The following is a 19,332-nucleotide window of genomic DNA, read 5'->3' as shown; positions in this document are numbered from 1 at the left end:
GAGTAAATCTACGACCGAGCAGGAGTCAGGACAATGGCCGATCGCTATCTGCACTTCACCGGCACAGCACCCGGCCGTTTCCTCACCCGCCGGCTCGGTCTGCCCCAGCCGGCCCCGCTGCGCCGCTGGAGCCCCGAACAGCCGGTCCTCGACGGCCCCTTGCTCGTGCTGACCGCCGGCAGCTCCGGACTGGAGGGTCCGCTGCCCGACACCGGCCTGAAGCCGGCCGCCGCGGCGGACCGTCCGGCCGGGGTCCTCCTGGACGCGACCGGCGTCGCCGGCGCCGCGGATCTGGCGGCGGTGCACGCCGCGCTGCACCCCGTCGTGCGCTCCGTCGCCGACAGCGGCCGCGTCGTCGTCCTCGGCGTACGGCCGTCACCCGACGACCACCACCAGGCGGCCGCGCAGCAGGCGCTCGAGGGGTTCGTCCGCTCCCTCGGCAAGGAGACCGGCCGCGGGCGGACCGTCAACCTCGTCCGGCTGACGGGCTCTTCGCCCGCACCGGCCGAGTCCACGCTGCGTTTCCTGTTCTCCCCCAAGTCCGCGTACGTCAGCGGCCAGGTCGTCGAACTCGCCGACACCACCCCGCAGTGGCCCGTCGACCCGGCCCGCCCGCTCGCCGGGCGCACCGCGCTGGTCACCGGCGCGGCCCGCGGCATCGGCGCGTCCGTCGCCGAGGTCCTCGCCCGGGACGGCGCCCATGTCATCTGTGTGGACGTCCCGCAGGCCCAGGCGGACCTGGTGCGCACCGCGGACCGGCTGGCGGCGACCGCGCTCCCGCTCGACATCACCGCGGAGGACGCCGCCTACCGCATCGCCTCAGCGCTCCCCGACAGCCACCTGGACGTCCTCGTCCACAACGCGGGCATCACCCGTGACCGCCGGCTCGCCAACATGCCCGCGGACCGGTGGAGTCCGGTCGTCGACGTCAATCTGGCCGCGGTCCTCGAGACCACGGACGCCCTGCTGAAGACGGGCGCCGTCCGCCGCGGCGGCCGGATCGTCGCCACCGCCTCGATCACCGGGATCGCGGGCAACACCGGCCAGACCAACTACGCGGCGAGCAAGGCCGGAATCATCGGCCTGGTCCGCTCCCTCGCGCCGCGCGCCGCCGCCGAGCACGGCGTGACCGTCAACGCGGTCGCCCCCGGCTTCATCGAGACGAAGATGACCGCCGCCGTCCCGCTGTTGATCCGTGAGGCCGGCCGCCGGATGAACTCCCACGCCCAGGGCGGCCTCCCCGCCGACGTCGCCGAGGCGACCGCCTATCTGGCCCACCCGTCGTCGGGGCCGGTCAACGGCCAGGTTCTGCGCGTCTGCGGCCAGAGCCTGCTGGGCGCGTGACCATGGACACCGTCACGCTGACGACCGCTCCCCCGCTCACGCCGCTGCTCGTCCGCGGCGCGGCGCTCTCCGCGCTGAAGCGCCGCGTCCACGCCGGGGCGGCGCTCCCGCGCACCCGGCTGGTGCTGCCCGGGGCCCGTGTCGACGCCGCGCGCCTCGCCGCGTACGCCGCGGTCTGCGGCTTCCCGGAGGGTGAGGCGCTGCCGCTCCCGTACCCCCACATCCTCGGATTCCCGCTCGCGATGCGGCTGATGGCCGACCGCGCCTTCCCGCTGCCGCTCCTCGGCCTGGTCCACACCCGGATCGAGATCAGGCGCCACGGCCGCCCGCTGCTGCGGGGCGACCGGACCGAACTGGCCGTGCACGCCGAGGAACTGGTCCCCCACCGGCGCGGCACCGAGGTGGTAACGGTCACCGAGGCCCGGCTCGACGGCGCGCTGGTCTGGGAGTCCCGCAGCTCCTATCTGGCCCGGCACCGCACCGCGTACGACGGCCCCCGCGACAGCGGCCCCGAGAACGCCGCGCCGCCGCCCGCCGTCACCGAGTGGCACGCGCCCGGCGACCTCGGCCGCCGCTACGGCGCGGCGTCCGGCGACCGCAACCCCATCCATCTCCATCCGCTGACGGCGAGGCTGTTCGGCTTTCCGCGCGCCATCGCCCACGGCATGTGGACCTTCGCGCGCTGCGTGGCCGAGGCCGAACGGACGGGCGGGCCGGCGAACGAGGCACGGGCGGAGTTCCGGGCGCCGGTGCTGCTCCCCGCCGAGGTCACTTACGCGGCGCGCGCCACTGACCGGGGCGCCGTCTTCGAACTGCGCGGCAGGGAACGGGTGCACCTGGCCGGGGAGGCCGTCAGCGGTGGGACCAGCGCTCGCCCCGCATGAGGCCGCCGAGGCCGGTCCACGCGAAGTTCATCAGCAGGCCGGCCGCCTCCTTCGCCGAGATGCCGCCGGCGTCGTTCGCCCACCCCGCGAGCGACTCGGCGGCTCCCACGAGCGCCTGCGCGAGCCCTTCGACGTCCCGGTCGGCCAGCTCGCCGCTCCGGTGCGAGCCCCCCGCGCCCGGCGCCGGGGGCACGCCCTGGCGGGCGGCGGCGCCGATCAGCACGGTCACGAAGTCGGCGATCTCCTGCCGCATCCGCGAGACCTCCGCCGCGAACGGCTCGCCGTGCGTGCGGGCCTGACGGTGCAGCACTGACCAGCCGTCGGGGTTCTCCTGGGTGTGGCGGAAGAACGCCTCCAGCCCGGCCCACATCTGCTGGTCCGCCGGCAGGCGCGGCTGGATCGCCGCCCGCACGGCCTCGGTGAGCCGCTGCGCCTCCCGCCGGATGCAGGCGGTGAACAGCTCTTCCTTGGAGTTCAGATACAGATACACCAGGGGCTTGGAGACGCCCGCGAGCTCCGCGATCTCGTCCATCGACGCGGCCCGGTAACCGCGCTGCCCGAAGGTCTGCACGGCGGCGTCCATCATCTGCTGCTCGCGCACGGCGCGCGGCATGCGCTTCGCCCTCACGCTCTTCACAGCACTCATGTCAGTGTTCCTCCCGCCCCGTACCCCTACTCAGCAGTAAGACTACGACTCCGGCAGTTGACAGCGTCATGGCGGCGTTCATGGCCCGCATTAAGGTCCACCGCGCGCGGGGAGGTCAACCGCGGGTGGTGTATCTCGGCCGTATCCGGGCGGGCCCGGACATACGTGTGCTGTGCCCGCCCCAAGGCGGACACAGCACACGGTCGGCGAATCAGGGCCCCGGACGCCCGCACAGGCGACGCCGGCGTGGAGCACCGCCCTGTACTCGAGCGCGCCCGAGGGAACGAGCGGCACGGCGATGGACGCCACCGCCCCCCCGCTGTCAGCACATCGGCCCACCGCCTGCACACCTCCGGCCGTGCGCACCGGCGAACGCGTCACACGCCACGGCGTGGCTCCGACAGCCCCGGGACCGCCGCCCTCTACCGTCACCCGCGAACCGACCGGCCACAGAGGGTTGCAGCGGTGAAGCCTTCCATCTGCTTGTGCATGATCGTCAAGAACGAGTCGGGCGTCATCGAGCGCTGCCTGGCCTCGGCGCAGGGCCTGATCGACACCTGGGTCATCTCCGACACCGGCTCGACGGACGGCACCCAGGACCTGATCCGCAAGGCGCTCGCGGGCATCCCCGGCGAGCTCCGCGAGGAGCCCTGGGTCGACTTCGGGCACAACCGGAGCCTGAACATCCGGCAGGCCCGCGGCAAGGCCGACTATCTGCTGCTCCTCGACGCGGACCTGGTCCTGCGCCGGGACTCCCCGCTGCCCCGCCTCACCGCGGACGCGTATCTGCTCCGCCACGAGGGCGCGACCGAGTACCGCATCAAGCGCCTGGTGCGCGGCAGCCTCCCGTGGCGGTACGAGGGCGTCACCCACGAATACCTCACGCCCGACCGCGGCCACACCCAGCGGAACCTGGACGCCCTCGTCATCGAGGACCACGCCGACGGCGGCTCCCGCCACGACAAGTTCGAGCGCGACGCCCGGCTGCTGAGCGCGGAGCTGGAGCGCGACCCGTCCAACACCCGCACCGTCTTCTATCTGGCCCAGACGATGCGCGACATGGGCCGGACAGCGGAGGCCGTCGCCCTCTACGAACGCCGCGCCGGCATGGGCGGCTGGGCTGAGGAGGTGTACTGCGCGCTGCTCCAGGCCGGGGTGCTGCGGGCCCGGTCGGACGACTGGCCCGCCGCGATGGACGTCCTCTCGCGTGCCTGGGAGGCCCGCCCGCAGCGGCTCGAGGCGTGCTACGAACTGGCCTCGGGGCTGCGGCGCCGCGGCCGTCATCACGCGGCGCACGCCTTCGCCTCCGCCGGCCTCGACCGGCCGCAGCCGGACGATCTGCTCTTCACCCAGCCGTGGGTCTACCGCTGGGGGCTGCTGTTCGAGTTCTCGATCACCGCGTACTGGGTGGGCGAGTACGCCGCGTCGCTGCGCGCCTGCGACCGGCTGCTGGCGATGCCGGACCTGCCCGACGTCTACCGCCGGCAGACCGTGGTCAACCGGCGGTTCGCGCAGGGGCGGGTCCCGTCGCGCAAGAAGGCCGTGGGCCTCCCCCGCTGACGGGAGAGGCCCACGGCCCTGGGTTGCGGCGGCTGCCGACCGGGTTACGCGGGGACCGGCACGGGCGCCTGCTGCCCGGCCTCCACCGCGCCGGAGCCGGCGTCCGCGTCCGCGTCCGCGTCGATGTCGTCGATCGGTGAGGACGTCGCGGAGTTGTACGCGTCACGGTCGAGGATCCGCTCCCGGGCCGCGACGATGACCGGAACGAGCGCCTGGCCGGTGACGTTGGTGGCGGTGCGCATCATGTCCAGGATCGGGTCGATCACCATCAGCAGGCCGACGCCCTCCAGCGGGAGGCCCAGGGTCGACAGGGTCAGCGTCAGCATGACGGTGGCGCCGGTCAGACCGGCCGTCGCGGCGGAGCCGACGACGGAGACGAACGCGATCAGCAGGTAGTCCTGGATGCCGAGCTGCACGTCGAAGATCTGCGCGATGAAGATCGCGGCGAGCGCCGGGTAGATGGCGGCGCAGCCGTCCATCTTGGTCGTCGCGCCGAACGGGACGGCGAAGCTCGTGTAGTCCTTCGGCACACCGAGACGCTCGGTGACCTTCTGGGTGACCGGCATGGTGCCGACCGAGGAGCGCGAGACGAACGCCAGCTGGATGGCGGGCCAGGCGCCCTTGAAGAACTGGAGGGGGTTCACCTTGGCGACGGTCGCCAGCAGCAGCGGGTAGACGCCGAACATGACCAGGGCGCACCCGATGTAGACGTCGGCGGTGAAGGTGGCGTACTTGGCCGTAAGGTCCCAGCCGTAGTCGGCGATGGCGAAGCCGATGAGGCCGACGGTGCCGATCGGGGCGAGGCGGATGACCCACCACAGCGCCTTCTGCAGCAGTTCGAGGACCGACTCGCTCAGCGCGAGGATCGGCTTGGCGCGGTCACCGAGCTTCAGCGCGGCGACACCGGCGACGACGGCCATGAAGACGATCTGGAGCACTTCGAGCTCGGTGAACGGCGTGATCACGTCCGTCGGGACGATGCCGGTGAGGAAGTCGATCCAGGATCCGGCGTTCTCCGGCTTCTGCCCGTCCTTCGGGGTGAGGCCGGTGCCCGCGCCCGGATTGGTGAGCAGGCCGATGACCAGGCCGAGGGCCACGGCGATCAGCGACGTGATCATGAACCAGAGCAGGGTGCGGGTGGCCAGCCGGGCGGCGTTGTTGACCTTCCGCAGATTGGTGATGGACACCAGGATCGCGAAGAAGACGAGCGGCGCGACGGCCAGCTTCAGCAACTGGACGAAGATCGAGCCGATCTGGTCGAGGGTGTCCTTCAGCCAGGCGATGTCCTGGCTGCGGGCCAGCCAGCCGAGCAGCACGCCCAGCGCCAGACCGGCGACGATCTGGGCCCAGAAGGGGACCTTGGGTATGCGGAAACCGGAGCCGGACGTATTTCCGGCAGGGGTGGACGCGGTGTTCGCGGACACGGACGCACTCCAGTGATGACGTAAAGCGAAGTACAGGGGGACGGGGTGCGGCGCCCGGGCGCGCGAAGGCGCGGTGCCGCAGTGTGGTGCCGGGTGGCGCGAAGGGCTACCGGCAACAGACCGCGGACATACAGCGGCACAGGTCGACATGCAGGCGCGCCACGAGCGGAATGCTCGCGGCGTGGTGGCGCACTGCTGTCTTCATGCCGAACACGTTAACACTTCAACTTATGGATACTCAAAGCTGTCCTTTGGGAGCGTTCAGCGGGCCCCTGTTCCCCCTGTTCCCCGTGCCCTACCGGGCGAGGCCGTCCTCCTGGGTGCGGTTGGCCTCCAGGCGGGCCTTGGCACTGTCCACCTTGGTGGCGATCTGCTCGGACATCGCGTCGCGCTGCTTGCGCAGCAGGACGAAGCTGAGCGGCGCGGAGAGCACCAGCGAGAGCAGCACGACCCAGACGAAGTTGGAGTCGCCGAGCCCCTTCGGCAGCGCGCCGATCTGGACCAGCCCGGCCACGACGACGAAGCATCCGACGAAGATCGCCAGACGCAGTGCGGTGTACCGGATCGCGGCGCTCGTCCTTGCAGCGGACACGGCGGGCCTTCTTCCTTGCGTACGACGTGGGTGCCGGTTCCAGTGAAGCACGCCCCCCGCGGCCGCCCCGCCGGGAGGGTCCAGGGTCTCTCGTTCGGATCTTGCCGGGCTCGCGTGCCCTGGCACCGCACCTCGCTGCGTTGTCGTCAGTCGCCTACGCTCCGCGTGGACTCCTTCCTCCGCCTTGCGATGCGTCCCCTCGGCCCTGGCGGGCCTGGGGAGACCCCATGCACCAGACCCCGCTCACTGATCCGGCCTGATCCAAACGAGAGACCCTAGCCAAGCGGCAGCAGCATGATCACGTCGTCCCGGTCGTCGCCGTCGGCGACCCTGATCGCGCCGGGGACCCGGCCAACCTCCTTGTATCCGCACGCGGCGTAGAAGCGGTCGGCTCCGGAGCCGCCGCGGCAGGTGAGGCGTATCGCCTCGATCCCGTCGGAGCCGCGGGCGGCCTCTGCCGCGGCGGCCATCAGGTCACGGCCGTAGCCCTTGCCCTGGTGCCGGGGGTGGACCATCACCGTGTAGAGCCAGACCCAGTGCGTCATCAGCCGGTGGGTGTTGTACGCCAGGAAGGCGGTGGCCGCGATCCGGCCGTCCTCGTCGCGGCCGACGAGGAGGCGCATCCGCCCCTCCGCGATGGCCGTCAGGTGCCTGCGCCACTCGGGCCGGATGTCCTGCGTGGTCACGGGCGGCACGAAGCCGACGGCGCCGCCCGCGTTGCTGACGTCCGTCCAGAGCGCGATGACGCCGTCGCGCAGGTCGTCCCCGCCCGGCGGGTCGAGTTCGAAGGTGAGTGCCATGTGCGCAGCGTAGGAAAAGAAGCCCCGGCCGCAGCCGGGGCTTCCAGAGGACGAGACGCCGTTCAGAGGCGCATGGGCTGCGGCGACTCGCGGCGGTCGGCGTCCGGGCCGGGGTACTCACGGATGATCTCGTAGCGGGTGTTGCGCTCCACGGGGCGGAAGCCGGCGTCGCGGATCAGGTCGAGCAGATCGTCGCGGGTCAGCTTGTTCGGCGTGCCGTAGTTGTCCGCGTCGTGAGTGATCTTGTACTCGACGACCGAGCCGTCCATGTCGTCGGCACCGTGCTGGAGGGCGAGCTGCGCGGTCTGCACGCCGTGCATCACCCAGAAGACCTTGACGTGCGGGACGTTGTCGAAGAGGAGACGCGAGACCGCGAAGGTCTTCAGCGCCTCCGCGCCGGTCGCCATGGTGGTGCGGGCCTGGAGCCTGTTGCGGACCTTGCCGTCCTGCATGTCCACGAAGTCGTGCTGGTAGCGCAGCGGGATGAAGACCTGGAAGCCGCCGGTCTCGTCCTGCAGTTCACGCAGCCGCAGCACGTGGTCGACCCGGTGCCGGGGCTCCTCGATGTGCCCGTACAGCATGGTGGACGGGGTCTTGAGGCCCTTCTCGTGCGCCAGGCGGTGGATGCGCGACCAGTCCTCCCAGTGGGTGCGGTGGTCGACGATGTGCTGCCGGACCTCCCAGTCGAAGATCTCGGCGCCGCCGCCGGTCAGCGACTCCAGACCGGCCTCGATCAGCTCGTCGAGGATGTCCGAGGCGGACATCCCGGAGATGGTCTCGAAGTGATGGATCTCCGTGGCGGTGAAGGCCTTCAGCGATACGTCGGGCAGGGCCTTCTTGAGCTCGGAGAGCGAGCGCGGGTAGTAGCGCCACGGCAGGTTCGGGTGGAGCCCGTTGACGATGTGCAGCTCGGTGAGGTTCTCGCCCTCCATCGCCTTGGCGAGGCGGACGGCCTCCTCGATGCGCATGGTGTACGCATCCTTCTCGCCCGGCTTGCGCTGGAACGAGCAGTACGCGCACGACGCGGTGCACACGTTGGTCATGTTGAGGTGGCGGTTGACGTTGAAGTGGACGACGTCGCCGTTCTTGCGGGTGCGCACCTCGTGCGCCAGCCCGCCGAGCCATGCCAGGTCGTCCGACGCGTAGAGGGCAATGCCGTCCTCACGCGTCAGCCGCTCACCGGCCCGGACCTTCTCCTCGAGCTCGCGCTTGAGTCCTGCGTCCACTTCGGGCCGCCTCCCATACATGTACCGATCGGGCTCCACCAACGGTATCCCTAGCTCTCCTCGGGCAGGTCGCCGACCCGGTTCTCCCACTTGGTGGAGAGCACGATGGTGGTACGCGTACGGGAGACGCCGCGCGTTCCCGAGAGCCGGCGGATCGTCTTCTCCAGTCCGTCCACGTTGTCGGAGCGGACCTTGAGCATGAACGAGTCGTCGCCGGCGATGAACCAGCAGTCCTCGATCTCGGCGAGGTCCTTCAGCCGGCGGGCCACGTCGTCGTGGTCGGCGGCGTCGGAGAGCGAGATGCCGATCAGGGCGGTGACGCCGAGGCCGAGCGAGGCGGCGTCGACGGTCGCGCGGTACCCGGTGATGACGCCCGCCGCCTCGAGGCGGTTGATGCGGTCGGTGACAGAGGGGCCGGAGAGCCCCACCAGCCGTCCCAGCTCGGCGTACGAAGCTCTGCCGTTCTCGCGCAGGGCCTGGATGAGCTGCCTGTCCACGGCGTCCATAGACTCAAGCCTTCCATTATTCAGCGATACCGCAAGTTTACGTGTAGAATCTAAGGCATGCAGGGCCGACACCCTGCGAATCACTCAAACGATCACAGCTGGTCCCACAGGATCACGATCCATACAGGAGTTGACACTCACCGTGTACACGATCGAGATGGCCCACGCCCACATGCGACAGCTGCAGGAGCTGGCCAACCGCTCGCGTGCCCATCAGCCCGCCGCCGCGCACCGGGTCGACCGGACCCGCGCACCGCGCACCGGCAAGAAGCGCTAATCACCCGCGGAGCCGCCACCGAGCTCCCCCTCCCAGCGGCGGTACAGCCGATGCGGCACCCCTGCCGCGTCGAGCACCCGCCCCGCGACGAAGTCCACCAGATCCTGGATGTGCGTCGCACCCGCGTAGAACGCCGGAGAGGCGGGCAGCACCACGGCGCCCGCCTCGTCCAGCGTGACCAGATGCTTCAGCGTCTGCCCGTTCAGCGGCGTCTCCCGCACGGCGACCACCAGAGCGCGCCGCTCCTTGAGCGTCACACTCGCCGCACGCTGCAGCAGGTCCTTCGAGAGCCCGAGCGCCACCCCCGCCACACAGGCCGTCGACGCCGGCACGATCAGCATCCCCTTCACCGGGTACGACCCCGACGACGGGCCGGCGGCGAGGTCTCCGGCCGCCCAGTACTGCACGTCCGACACATCGGCGTCGAACCGGTCCGGCTTCCCGTCGGCGCCCCGGGCCAGCCACTGCCGCAGGTCGTCCCGCCAGTGCGCGTCCCGGAAGGCGACCCCGGTCTCGTCGAGCAGCGTCAGCCGCGAGGCCCGGCTGACCACCAGGTCCACGCTCTCGCCCGCGGCCAGCAATCCACGCAGCACGGCTGCCGCGTACGGCGTGCCGGAAGCACCTGACACCCCCACGACCCACGGCCGGCGACTCTTCATTTCCCGCTGCTCCACACCGTCGAGCCTATCCGGCGGGGCCGGAGCGGAACTGACCACGGTGTGCAAGACGTTCTCACAGCAGGGCGCACACACCGCAGGGGGCAGGGATGGCGCGTACGGAACTCACCGAGTGGCGCGGCTCCGACCGCGCGAAGGCCGCGGCCCTGCTCATGCTGGCCTGGGTGGCACTGCTGTGGGCGCTCGAAGGGATCGACGTGGCCTCGGGCCACGCGCTGGACGCCTACGGCATCACTCCCCGGCAGACCGACGAGCTGGCCGACGTGGTGCCCGCCGCGTTCATGCACTTCGGCTTCGACCACGTGGCGGCCAACAGCGTTCCGCTACTGATATTCGGCTTCCTCGCCGCGCTCGGCGGCATCCGCCGCTTCCTCGTCGTGTCACTGGTGATCATCCTGGTGTCCGGCCTGGGGGTGTGGCTGTTCTCCCCGTCCGGTGCCAATACGGCAGGCGCCTCCGGCCTCGTCTTCGGCCTCTTCGGCTACCTGGTGGTGCGCGGGTTCGTGGAGCGCAGCATGTGGCAGGTTGCCGTCGGCCTGGCGGTCGGCGCGGTCTGGGGCAGCTCGATCGGGCTCGGCATAGCGCCGACCGACACCGGCGTGAGCTGGCAGGGCCACCTCTTCGGCCTCCTGGCGGGCGTCGCGGCGGCGTTTCTCTTCCACCGCGCTCGGCCCCCGGCCTAGGGCCTCTCGTTGTTCCACACACGCCGAATCGTCTCGGCATGGTGCGGCTTGACCGGACTCATCACGATGTTGCCCTCGACGATCTCCACCCGATACCCGGGGAACATGTCCTCGAACCGGCTGAGCTGTGAGTGCAGGCGGTCGCTCTCCGAGACGGTCACGTCGGCCTCCCTGTCCATGCACTCGTTGGTAGGCCGAACGCTGGTCAGACGGTCAGACCCCGGACCACGAGATCGAGGAGCGCGCACACGAAGAGGGCAACGCCGATAAACCCGTTGACGGTGAAGAACGCCCTGTTCAGGCGCGACAGGTCGTGCGGGCGGACGATCGTGTGTTCGTAGAGGAAGGCCGCCGCGACGATCACCAGGCCCGCACAGAAAAGGACGCCCGCGTCCGTCGCCAGGGCGTACCAGACCAGCAGGCCGGTCGTCACGACGTGGGAGCCGCGGGCGCCGTGGAGCGCCGCCGGGATGCCGAAGCGAGCCGGGACCGACTTCACGCCGTGGGCGCGGTCGGCCTGGACGTCCTGGCAGGCGAAGATCAGGTCGAAGCCGCCGATCCAGACGCCGACGGCGAGCCCCAGGATCACCGCGTCCCACGACCAGGCCCCGGTGACCGCGATCCACGCGCCGACCGGGCCCATCGCCTGGGCCAGGCCGAGGATCGCGTGCGGGAAGTTCGTGAACCGCTTGCCGTACGGATAGACCACCATCGGCACGACCGCGACCGGCGCCAGCGCCAGACACAGCGGGTTGAGCAGGGCGGCCGCGCCGAGGAAGACGACGAGCGCGACGAGCGCCCCCGTCCACGCCGAGCGGACGGACACCGCGCCGGTGACCAGCTCGCGCCCCGCCGTCCGCGGATTACGGGCGTCGATCTCTCGGTCGATGATCCGGTTGCAGGCCATCGCGAAGGTCCGCAGGCCCACCATCGCGACGGTGACGAGCAGCAGCTCCACCCAGTGGACGCTCCGGTCCGCCCGGAACATCGCGGTGAGCGCGGCGATGTAGGCGAAGGGCAGCGCGAAGACCGAGTGCTCGATCATCACCAGCCGCAGGAAGGCCTTCACCTTCCCGGTGGGCTGCGGAGCCGGGCCCGGCTCCACGACGCCGTCGGCGGTGGTCATGCGAGGCTCCCGAGGAACGCGTCGAGGTCGGCCAGCAGACCGGCGACGGGCAGCGGCCCCGTCTCCACGGTCGGCCGCGCCCCGTCGTCCTCCGGCGGGGTGAGGTGCGCCGTGAAGGCGTACGCGTCCGCGCCGGCCGGCAGCGCCTCCAGCCGCAGCACGGCGCCGTCGACGGTGAACGGCCCGGACGCCGCGGCGAGCTCGGCACGCAGCCGCTCCGCGAAGCCGGCGGGTTCCGCGTCGCGCACACCGGGCAGCTCGAAGCCGTCGCCCTCGCCGTCGGTCTCGAACAGGACCGCCCAGGTGTCACCGGCGCCGGCGAACTCCTCGGGCGCGACGCCCGCCTGCTCGGCGGCCAGCCGCACCCCCGGGTCGGCCGGGTCGAGCTCGGGCCGCACCAGGGCCACGTAGTCGGTCTCGGTGCCGATGAAGAGGGCGGGCCCGCCCACCGCGACGGGGCTCACAGGCCGTACTCCTTCCAGCGGCGGTCGACGAGCGCCGCCGTCGCGGGATCGGACTCGACCATCTCCGGCCAGCCGCCGTCCCGCGTGTAGCCCTCCTCCGGAAGCTTCCTCGTCGCGTCGATGCCCGCCTTGCCGCCCCAGAACTGCTGGTAGGACGCGTGGTCGAGATGGTCGACCGGGCCTTCGACGACGGTGAGGTCGCGGGCGTAGTCGGTGTTGCCGAGCGCGCGCCACGAGACCTCGTGCAGGTCGTGGACGTCACAGTCCTTGTCCACCACCACGATCAGCTTGGTCAGCGACATCATGTGCGCGCCCCAGATGGCGTGCATCACCTTCTGCGCGTGCTTCGGGTACTTCTTGTCGATCGAGACGATCGCGCAGTTGTGGAAGCCGCCCGACTCCGGCAGGTGGTAGTCCACGATGTCCGGCACGATGATCTTCAGCAGCGGGAGGAAGAACCGCTCGGTGGCACGGCCCAGCGGCCCGTCCTCCGTCGGCGGCCGGCCCACCACGATCGACTGGAGCAGCGGCCGCTCGCGCATCGTGACGCAGTCGATGGTCAGTGCCGGGAACGGCTCCTGCGGCGTGTAGAAGCCGGTGTGGTCGCCGAAGGGGCCCTCGGGCAGCATCTCCCCCGGCTCCAGCCAGCCCTCCAGCACGACCTCGGCGTTCGCGGGGACCTGCAACGGCACGGTCTTGCAGTCGACCATCTCGGTCCGCCGCCCCGCGACGAAGCCGGCGAACAGGTACTCGTCGATGTCGCCGGGCAGCGGCGCGGTCGAGGCGTACGTCACGGCCGGCGGGCAGCCGAAGGCGATGGCGACCGGCAGCCGCTCGCCGCGCCGCTCGGCGACGGCGTAGTGGTTGCGGCTGTCCTTGTGGATCTGCCAGTGCATGCCGATCGTCCGGCGGTCGTGCCGCTGGAGCCGGTACAGGCCGAGGTTCCGCACGCCCGTCTCGGGGTGCTTGGTGTGCGTGAGGCCCAGGTTGAAGAAGGAGCCGCCGTCCTCGGGCCAGGTGAACAGCGCGGGCAGCATGTCCAGGTCGACGTCGTCGCCGCGCAGGACGACCTCCTGCACGGGCGCGTCCTTCACCTTCTTCGGCGGCACGTGCATCATCGAGCCGAGCTTGCCGAACGCCTCGCGGACCCCGACGAAGCCGTGCGGCAGCTCCGGCTTGAGCAGTCCGCCGATCTTCTCGCTGATCTCCGCGTACGACTTCAGGCCCAGCGCCTTGAGGAGACGGCGGTCGGTGCCGAACACGTTCATCGCGAGCGGCATCGCGGAGCCGCGCACGTTCTCGAAGAGCAGCGCCGGGCCGCCGGCCTTGTTCACTCGGTCGACGATCTCCCCGACCTCGAGATACGGGTCGACTTCGGCCTTGATGCGCTTGAGGTCGCCCTCGCGCTCCAGCGCCCGGAGCAGGGAGCGAAGATCGTCGTAAGCCATGGGGTCAAGTATCGGGCACCCGCTACCCTGGCCCCGTCACCGGGGCCGGGGAAACGCCGCCCCGCCTATGTCTCCAGGGGGCTGTCCCACATGCTCAGGGCACTGATGTACATCCTGCCGCTGGCACTGACGATCTACGCTTTCGTCGACTGCCTGAACACGCCTGAGGACGAGGCCAAGCATCTGCCCAAGCTGGCCTGGGTGTTCATCATCCTGCTTTTCTGGATCGTCGGCCCGATCGTCTGGTTCGCCGCCGGCAAGACGCGGCACGCCCCGGCGGGCGGCCGCACCCCCTCGGAGTGGCACCGCAACCACCGCACCCAGTGGGTCGCCCCGGACGACAACCCGGACTTCCTGAAGTCCCTCAAGGACGAGAACAAGAAGGACGAATCGGTCCTCAAGGACTGGGAGGCGGACCTGCGCCGCCGCGAGGAGGAGCTGAAGAAGCGCGAACAGGGTGGCGAGGGCGACAAGTCCTGACCGGGAGGAGAGCCATGGCGCACGGCGGATACGAGGCGTGGCTGGAGATCGCCGTGGCCGAGGCGCGCGCCGGGCTCCGGGAGGGCGGGATTCCCATCGGGGCCGCGCTGTACGGGGCGGACGGGGCGCTGCTGGGCCGGGGCCGCAACCGGCGGGTGCAGGACGGCGATCCGTCGGCGCACGCGGAGACGGCGGCCTTCCGGGCCGCCGGGCGGCAGCGTTCCTATCGCGGGACGACGATGGTGACGACGCTGTCGCCGTGCTGGTACTGCAGTGGGCTGGTACGGCAGTTCGGCATCTCGCGGGTGGTGATCGGCGAGGCGGAGACCTTCCACGGCGGCCACGACTGGCTGGCCGGGCACGGCGTGGAGATCGTGCTGCTGGACGACGCCGGGTGCACGGCGATGATGCGCGACTTCGTCGCGGCCCGGCCCGAGCTGTGGCACGAGGACATCGGCGCCTGAGCGCTCACGCGGTCGCGTAGGCGTCCCGCAGTTGCCGCCGGCGCTTCGGCGTCCAGAGGGCCCAGTCGGTCATGGGCCTGCCTTCGAGGGCGTCCACCAGCAGCTCGAAGTGGTTGTGCCAGCAGGCGAGGCGGTCCGGGAGGACGCCGTCGTCGCAGCGCAGTTCGTTGGTGAAGCGCAGCACGGTCCCGCTGTCGCCGTGCGGTTCGAGGTGGAAGCGGATGCGGCCGTGGCCGGAGACCGTGTACTCGGCGACGCGTTCCACGTCCCAGGCGGTCACCCGCCCGTCCGCGACGGTGTGGCGCTCCTCGGAGGAGGCGTTGAGCCGGCGGAGCGTGACCGCGCCGCCGACTCTCGGTTCCAGTACGTCGGCGGCGCAGAGCCAGGCCGGCAGGCCTTCGGGGGTGGCCACGGCGGCCCATACCCGGATCACCGGATGCGGCAGGCGCAGTTCGTACCGCAGCAGGCGAGTGCCGTCGTCCCGGGTCTCGACGGTGCCGTGGGGGATCACGTCACTCATGCATCCAGCGTCACCCCGCGGCGGCGCGGGCGCTAACTCAATCGACGTCCGCGTACGAGTGCAGGCTGTTCACGAAGATGTTCACGCCGTAGTAGTTGAACAGCCAGCAGGCGAAGGCGATCAGCGCCAGGTACGCGGCCTTGCGGCCCTTCCAGCCGGCGGTGGCGCGGGCGTGGAGATAGGCGGCGTAGGCGACCCAGGTGATGAACGACCAGACCTCCTTGGCGTCCCAGCCCCAGTAGCGGCCCCACGCGTCGCCGGCCCAGATCGCGCCCGCGATGATCGTGAACGTCCACAGCGGGAAGACGGCGGCGTTGACGCGGTAGGCGAACTTGTCGAGGGAGGCGGAGGCGGGCAGCCGCTCCAGGACCGAGGTGGCGAAGCGGCCCGGCTTGCCGCCCTGGACCAGCTTGTTCTCGTAGGAGTCGCGGAACAGGTACAGCACCGTGCCGACGGCGCCCAGGTAGAAGACCGCGCCGCAGAAGATCGCGGTGGAGACGTGGATCCACAGCCAGTACGAGTCGAGTGCCGGGACGAGCTGGTCGCTCTCCGTGTAGAGCCAGGTGACGGCGATGCCGAGGTCGAGCAGCACGGTGGTGACCAGCGGCAGACCCGCCCAGCGGACGTTCTTCTTGGCGAGGAGCAGCGCCAGGTACACGCCGACGACGACGGTCGAGAACGTCGTCGAGAACTCGTACATGTTGCCCCACGGCGCGCGCTGCACCGACAGGGCGCGGGTGGCGACACCGGCCGCTTGGAGCAGGAAGGCGAGCGCGGTGAGGGAGACCGCGATCCGGCCGTACAGGTCGCCGCTCTCGGTGCCGCCGTGCGCGCCGGGCCCGTCGGGTACGTCACGGGCGCCGTGCGCGGCACGGGTGACGACCTTCGGCTGCTCAGCGGCCTTCGGCTTCTCCAGGACGGCGGTGCCGCCGCCCTTGACCCGGACCTTCGGCGCCTCGGGCGCGCTCTTCCCGGCCGGGGCGGTCAGCGCGGCGGCGGTACGGGCCACCTTGCTGCGGCTGCCGAGCGTCCACTCGGCGATGTGCGCGAAGAAGGCCAGGGTGTAGACGGCCATCGACGAGTAGATCAGGTAGTTGCTGATCTCGGCCAGGTTCGCGTTGGTTGCGGCGGCGAGAGTCACTCCTTGGCCCCTTCGGCAGGAACTTCTACGGGTTCAGGCGCGGTCGGCGCCTGTGCATGGAGGGTGGCGGCGAGCTCGGTCAGCTCCTCGGGGAGCTTCGCCGACTCGCTGCGGCCGAGGCCGGCCATCTCGACGACGGTCACGCCGTCCTCACCGCGTACGGCCCGCACCCAGACCCGGCGGCGCTGGATGAACAACGACCCGGCGAGACCGGCGATGGCCGCGATCGCGCCGGTCAGCGCCCAGCCGTTGCCGGGCTGCTGCGAGATCTGGAAGCTGGCCCACTCCTTCACTTCCTCCTCGAAGGTGATCGAGCCTGCGCCGTTGGGCAGCTCCATGGTCTCGCCGGGCAGCAGGCGCTCGGTGAGCCTGTTGCCGTCGGCGTCCTTGAACTGCTTCATCTTGCTGGTGTCGAGCTGGTACACGTTCTGCGGCAGGCCGGCGTCGACACCGAGGCTGCCGTGGAAGGCGCCGAGGCTGAGCGCCGGGTACTCGAGCCCGGGGAACTGGGAGAACATCTGGCCGCTGTTCTCACCGCCGTACGTCGGCACGAAGAACGCGGCGAAGCCGAGCTGGTCCCGCTTGCCGTTCTTGTCGCGGTAGCCGTCCATCACCTTGATCGCGCCGGTCGACGAGACGTTGGCGTCGATCGGCAGCAGCGGTACGGCCTCGCTGCTGACGACCTTGCCCCTGCCGTCGCGGACGGTCACCACGGGCGCGTAGCCGTGCTCCAGCAGATAGACCTTGGTGCCGTCGACGTCCAGCGGCTTGTTGACCTCGATGACCGACTTCCGCTCGGGTCCGCCGCCCTTGGACCAGGTCACGGCGGCCTCGAAGGTGCGGGGCGTGCCGCGCTGCGGACCGTTCTTCTCGTACGTGCCGGTGAAGCTGTCCAGGGTGAAACTGAACGGCACGAGTTCGTCGGCGTGGAACAGCGAACCGGACTTGAAGTCGTCGTACTGGGTGAGGGTGTTGGAGAAGCCGTCGCCCTCGACGATCAGCTTGCCGCCCTCGGACTTGAAGAGGACCCCCGCCGCGAACGCCACGAGGATCACGATCAGCGACACATGGAAGACGAGGTTCCCCGCCTCCCGGAGATAGCCCTTCTCCGCGGCGACCGCGTCACCGTCGGTACGGGCACGGAAACGGCGCCGCTTCAGCATCGTGAGCGCCGCCTCCCGCACCTCCTCCGGCTCGGCCCCGGTCCGCCAGGTGGTGTAGGCGGGCAGGCGGGTGAGCCGCCCGGGCGCGCCCGGCGGCAGGCCGCGGAGCTGGCCGACGAACTGCCAGCTGCGCGGCACGATGCAGCCGATGAGCGAGATGAACAGCAGGATGTAGATCGCGGAGAACCACACCGAGCTGTAGACGTCGAACAGCTGGAGCTTCTCGTAGACCGGTGTCAGGACCTCGTGCTGCTTCTTGAAGGCGTCCACCTTCATCGCGTCCACGCTGTTCTGCGGAATCAGCGAGCCCGGGATGGAGCCCAGCGACAGCAGGAAAAGCAGGATCAGCGCGACGCGCATGGAGGTCAGCTGCCGCCAGAACCAGCGCAGCCAGCCGGTCACTCCTATCGCGGGACCGCCGACGGAGTCCGGGGCCCGCTCCTCCACGGGAGCGGTCGACAGGTGCGCCCCGGCCTCGCCGAGTTCGCGCTCATCGGTCTTGCTCATGCTCAGATCCCCACCGTGAAGCCGTTGGACCAGCCCTGCATCTCCTGCACCAGGGTGTCCCATGCGCCTGTGAGCAGCAGCAGACCGGTCGCGATCATCATGCCGCCGCCGATCCGCATCACCCAGGTGTAGTGCTGCTTGATCCAGCCGAACGCCCCGAGGGCCCTGCGGAAGGCGACCGCGGCGGCGACGAACGGCAGACCGAGCCCCAGGCAGTACGCGACCATCAGTATGGCCCCGCGGCCGGCGCTCGCCTGCTCGAGCGCGAGCACATTGACCGAGGTGAGGGTCGGGCCGAAGCAGGGCGTCCAGCCCACGCCGAAGAGCGCGCCCAGCAGCGGTGCGCCGGCCAGCCCCGCCGTCGGCCGCTTGTGGAAGCGGAACTCCCGCTGGGTGAGCCAGGGCATCAGGCCCATGAAGAACACGCCGAGCAGGACCATGAGCACGCCGAGAATCCTGGACAGGATCTCCCGGTGGCCCAGCAGGGTCGTCCCGAAGTAGCCGAAGAGCGCGCCGCCGGAGACGAAGACGACGGTGAAGCCGAGGACGAAGAGGGACGCGCCGGTGACCATCCGGCCGCGCCGGGCGTCCGCCAGGTCGGTGCCGCTGATCCCGGTCACATAGGACAGGTAGCCGGGCACGAGGGGCAGTACGCAGGGCGAGAAGAAGGAGACGAGCCCGGCGACGACGGCGATGGGCAGCGCGAGCAGCAGTGCGCCGCCGAGCACCGTGTCGTTCGTTTCCGACGCTGCGGCAAGGACTTCCACGGGATCACTTCTCCGCGATCAGCGGGTCGATCATCTTGCGGAGTTCCTTGTCGTCCAGCGCCTTGAGGGAACGGGCCGCGATCTTGCCCTCACGGTCGAGAACGATCGTGGTGGGAATGGCCTGCGGGTTCAGCGTGCCCTTGGGGAAGCCGTTGACGATCAGTTTCCCGATCGGGTCGTACAGGCTCGGGTACTCGACTCCGTAGTCCTTCTCGAAGTTGATCGCCTTCTGCTTCTTGGCGTCGCGGGTATTGATCCCGACGAACTCCACACCCTGCGCCTTGGTCTCCTTGGCGACCTCGGAGAAATAGCGCGCCTCGGCACGGCACGGCCCGCACCACGATCCCCATACGTTCAGCACGACGACCTTGCCCTTGAGATCGGCGACGTCGAGGTGCTCGCCGTGGAGGGTCTCGCCCGCGAGCTTGTCGGGCGACTGGCGCTCGCCCTTGGGGACGGTGGAGATACCGCCGGTGCCGGTGACGAAGTTCGTGTCGCCGCCACCGCCGGACTTTCCACCGTCGCCGCAGGCCGACAGGGTGAGCGCGCCCGCGGCGACCAGGGCGGTCAGCACGGCGGCGCGGGAGGCACGGCTATGGCTCATGTGAAAAGTTTCGCATGGCTCCCGCGCCG

The 19,332-nt window shown here is 70.6% G+C and carries 22 protein-coding genes and 1 pseudogene; 7 read left to right on the top strand and 16 right to left on the bottom strand.

All coding sequences use genetic code 11. The features are described 5' to 3' along the window. The first annotated feature begins 33 nt into the window (after window positions 1–33). Together ACWD01_RS25650 and ACWD01_RS25645 are read left to right on the top strand one after the other, a co-directional pair. Window positions 34–1,344, top strand: coding sequence for a 3-oxoacyl-ACP reductase (locus tag ACWD01_RS25650; RefSeq protein WP_451165144.1), 1,311 nt, complete (start codon window positions 34–36; stop codon window positions 1,342–1,344). A gap of 2 nt (window positions 1,345–1,346) precedes the next feature. After that, on the top strand, window positions 1,347–2,228 hold the full coding sequence (locus ACWD01_RS25645; protein ID WP_451165199.1) for a MaoC family dehydratase: 882 nt from the start codon (window positions 1,347–1,349) through the stop codon (window positions 2,226–2,228). Here the strand turns inward: ACWD01_RS25645 and ACWD01_RS25640 are convergent. Continuing rightward, window positions 2,197–2,874 (bottom strand): TetR/AcrR family transcriptional regulator, encoded by a 678-nt coding sequence (locus ACWD01_RS25640; RefSeq protein ID WP_451165143.1) that lies wholly within the window; start codon window positions 2,872–2,874, stop codon window positions 2,197–2,199. The two genes, ACWD01_RS25645 and ACWD01_RS25640, sit on opposite strands and share 32 nt — an antisense overlap. Window positions 2,875–3,363: 489 nt before the next feature. Here ACWD01_RS25640 and ACWD01_RS25635 point away from each other — a divergent pair, with 489 nt between their 5' ends. Further along, a complete protein-coding gene (locus tag ACWD01_RS25635; protein ID WP_451165142.1) occupies window positions 3,364–4,434 on the top strand; it encodes a glycosyltransferase in 1,071 nt (356 codons plus the stop codon). A gap of 44 nt (window positions 4,435–4,478) precedes the next feature. Here ACWD01_RS25635 and ACWD01_RS25630 read toward each other — a convergent pair whose 3' ends face one another. From ACWD01_RS25630 to ACWD01_RS25610, 5 genes are all read right to left on the bottom strand, one after another. After that, window positions 4,479–5,858, bottom strand: coding sequence for a dicarboxylate/amino acid:cation symporter (locus ACWD01_RS25630; protein ID WP_451165141.1), 1,380 nt, complete (start codon window positions 5,856–5,858; stop codon window positions 4,479–4,481). Between the two features lie 295 nt (window positions 5,859–6,153). Further along, window positions 6,154–6,450: a DUF4229 domain-containing protein gene (locus ACWD01_RS25625; protein ID WP_451165140.1), complete on the bottom strand. Its 297-nt coding sequence runs from the start codon at window positions 6,448–6,450 to the stop codon at window positions 6,154–6,156. Window positions 6,451–6,725: 275 nt separating this feature from the next. Further along, the gene (locus tag ACWD01_RS25620; protein ID WP_451165139.1) at window positions 6,726–7,250 is read right to left on the bottom strand and encodes an N-acetyltransferase family protein; all 525 of its coding nucleotides are present in this window, start codon (window positions 7,248–7,250) and stop codon (window positions 6,726–6,728) included. Window positions 7,251–7,312: 62 nt separating this feature from the next. Next, the gene (gene mqnE / locus ACWD01_RS25615; protein WP_451165138.1) at window positions 7,313–8,476 is read right to left on the bottom strand and encodes an aminofutalosine synthase MqnE; all 1,164 of its coding nucleotides are present in this window, start codon (window positions 8,474–8,476) and stop codon (window positions 7,313–7,315) included. 50 nt (window positions 8,477–8,526) lie between these two features. Further along, on the bottom strand, window positions 8,527–8,982 hold the full coding sequence (locus ACWD01_RS25610; protein ID WP_356897637.1) for an Lrp/AsnC family transcriptional regulator: 456 nt from the start codon (window positions 8,980–8,982) through the stop codon (window positions 8,527–8,529). Between the two features lie 130 nt (window positions 8,983–9,112). Here ACWD01_RS25610 and ACWD01_RS25605 point away from each other — a divergent pair, with 130 nt between their 5' ends. Further along, window positions 9,113–9,259 carry a hypothetical protein gene (locus tag ACWD01_RS25605; RefSeq protein WP_451165137.1) on the top strand — a complete coding sequence of 49 codons (147 nt, stop codon included), beginning with the start codon at window positions 9,113–9,115 and terminating at the stop codon, window positions 9,257–9,259. On the opposite strand, the gene ACWD01_RS25600 is transcribed toward ACWD01_RS25605, so the two are convergent. Next, window positions 9,256–9,918 (bottom strand): UbiX family flavin prenyltransferase, encoded by a 663-nt coding sequence (locus ACWD01_RS25600; RefSeq protein ID WP_451165136.1) that lies wholly within the window; start codon window positions 9,916–9,918, stop codon window positions 9,256–9,258. The two genes, ACWD01_RS25605 and ACWD01_RS25600, sit on opposite strands and share 4 nt — an antisense overlap. 107 nt (window positions 9,919–10,025) lie before the next feature. Here ACWD01_RS25600 and ACWD01_RS25595 point away from each other — a divergent pair, with 107 nt between their 5' ends. Beyond that, window positions 10,026–10,619 carry a rhomboid family intramembrane serine protease gene (locus ACWD01_RS25595; RefSeq protein ID WP_451165135.1) on the top strand — a complete coding sequence of 198 codons (594 nt, stop codon included), beginning with the start codon at window positions 10,026–10,028 and terminating at the stop codon, window positions 10,617–10,619. 14 nt (window positions 10,620–10,633) lie between these two features. Here ACWD01_RS25595 and ACWD01_RS25590 read toward each other — a convergent pair. From ACWD01_RS25590 to ACWD01_RS25575, 4 genes and pseudogenes are all read right to left on the bottom strand, one after another. Continuing rightward, window positions 10,634–10,798, bottom strand: a pseudogene (locus tag ACWD01_RS25590) (Uma2 family endonuclease); the annotation flags it as partial. Between the two features lie 26 nt (window positions 10,799–10,824). After that, on the bottom strand, window positions 10,825–11,745 hold the full coding sequence (mqnP, locus tag ACWD01_RS25585) for a menaquinone biosynthesis prenyltransferase MqnP (protein WP_451165134.1): 921 nt from the start codon (window positions 11,743–11,745) through the stop codon (window positions 10,825–10,827). Continuing rightward, window positions 11,742–12,209, bottom strand: a complete 468-nt coding sequence (locus ACWD01_RS25580) for a hypothetical protein (RefSeq protein WP_451165133.1) — start codon at window positions 12,207–12,209, stop codon at window positions 11,742–11,744. The genes mqnP and ACWD01_RS25580 overlap by 4 nt, the downstream gene beginning before the upstream one ends. Beyond that, on the bottom strand, window positions 12,206–13,657 hold the full coding sequence (locus ACWD01_RS25575; protein ID WP_451165132.1) for a menaquinone biosynthesis decarboxylase: 1,452 nt from the start codon (window positions 13,655–13,657) through the stop codon (window positions 12,206–12,208). The genes ACWD01_RS25580 and ACWD01_RS25575 overlap by 4 nt, the downstream gene beginning before the upstream one ends. Before the next feature lie 90 nt (window positions 13,658–13,747). Here ACWD01_RS25575 and ACWD01_RS25570 point away from each other — a divergent pair, with 90 nt between their 5' ends. Both ACWD01_RS25570 and ACWD01_RS25565 read left to right on the top strand, forming a co-directional pair. Then, window positions 13,748–14,137, top strand: coding sequence for a PLD nuclease N-terminal domain-containing protein (locus ACWD01_RS25570; protein WP_451165131.1), 390 nt, complete (start codon window positions 13,748–13,750; stop codon window positions 14,135–14,137). A 14-nt stretch (window positions 14,138–14,151) separates the two neighbouring features. Continuing rightward, entirely contained in the window at window positions 14,152–14,601 is a 450-nt protein-coding gene (locus ACWD01_RS25565; protein WP_451165130.1) for a nucleoside deaminase, read from the top strand. Between the two features lie 4 nt (window positions 14,602–14,605). On the opposite strand, the gene ACWD01_RS25560 is transcribed toward ACWD01_RS25565, so the two are convergent. Genes ACWD01_RS25560 through ACWD01_RS25540 form a run of 5 tightly spaced genes read right to left on the bottom strand, consistent with a single transcriptional unit; the run spans window position 14,606 to window position 19,303 of the window. Then, window positions 14,606–15,121 carry an SRPBCC domain-containing protein gene (locus ACWD01_RS25560; protein ID WP_451165129.1) on the bottom strand — a complete coding sequence of 172 codons (516 nt, stop codon included), beginning with the start codon at window positions 15,119–15,121 and terminating at the stop codon, window positions 14,606–14,608. 37 nt (window positions 15,122–15,158) lie between these two features. Beyond that, on the bottom strand, window positions 15,159–16,262 hold the full coding sequence (gene ccsB / locus ACWD01_RS25555) for a c-type cytochrome biogenesis protein CcsB (protein WP_451165128.1): 1,104 nt from the start codon (window positions 16,260–16,262) through the stop codon (window positions 15,159–15,161). Beyond that, window positions 16,259–17,932, bottom strand: coding sequence for a cytochrome c biogenesis protein ResB (resB, locus tag ACWD01_RS25550; protein ID WP_451165127.1), 1,674 nt, complete (start codon window positions 17,930–17,932; stop codon window positions 16,259–16,261). The genes ccsB and resB overlap by 4 nt, the downstream gene beginning before the upstream one ends. A 2-nt stretch (window positions 17,933–17,934) precedes the next feature. Then, the gene (locus ACWD01_RS25545; protein WP_451165126.1) at window positions 17,935–18,699 is read right to left on the bottom strand and encodes a cytochrome c biogenesis CcdA family protein; all 765 of its coding nucleotides are present in this window, start codon (window positions 18,697–18,699) and stop codon (window positions 17,935–17,937) included. A 4-nt stretch (window positions 18,700–18,703) separates the two neighbouring features. Beyond that, complete coding sequence (locus tag ACWD01_RS25540) at window positions 18,704–19,303, bottom strand: TlpA family protein disulfide reductase (protein WP_451165125.1); 600 nt, start codon at window positions 19,301–19,303, stop codon at window positions 18,704–18,706. Between the last annotated feature and the right edge of the window lie 29 nt (window positions 19,304–19,332).

This window comes from Streptomyces sp. NPDC002835, from assembly GCF_053591995.1.
Note: the sequence above shows the minus strand (reverse complement) of the source record. Positions and strands in the feature narration are given on the sequence as shown.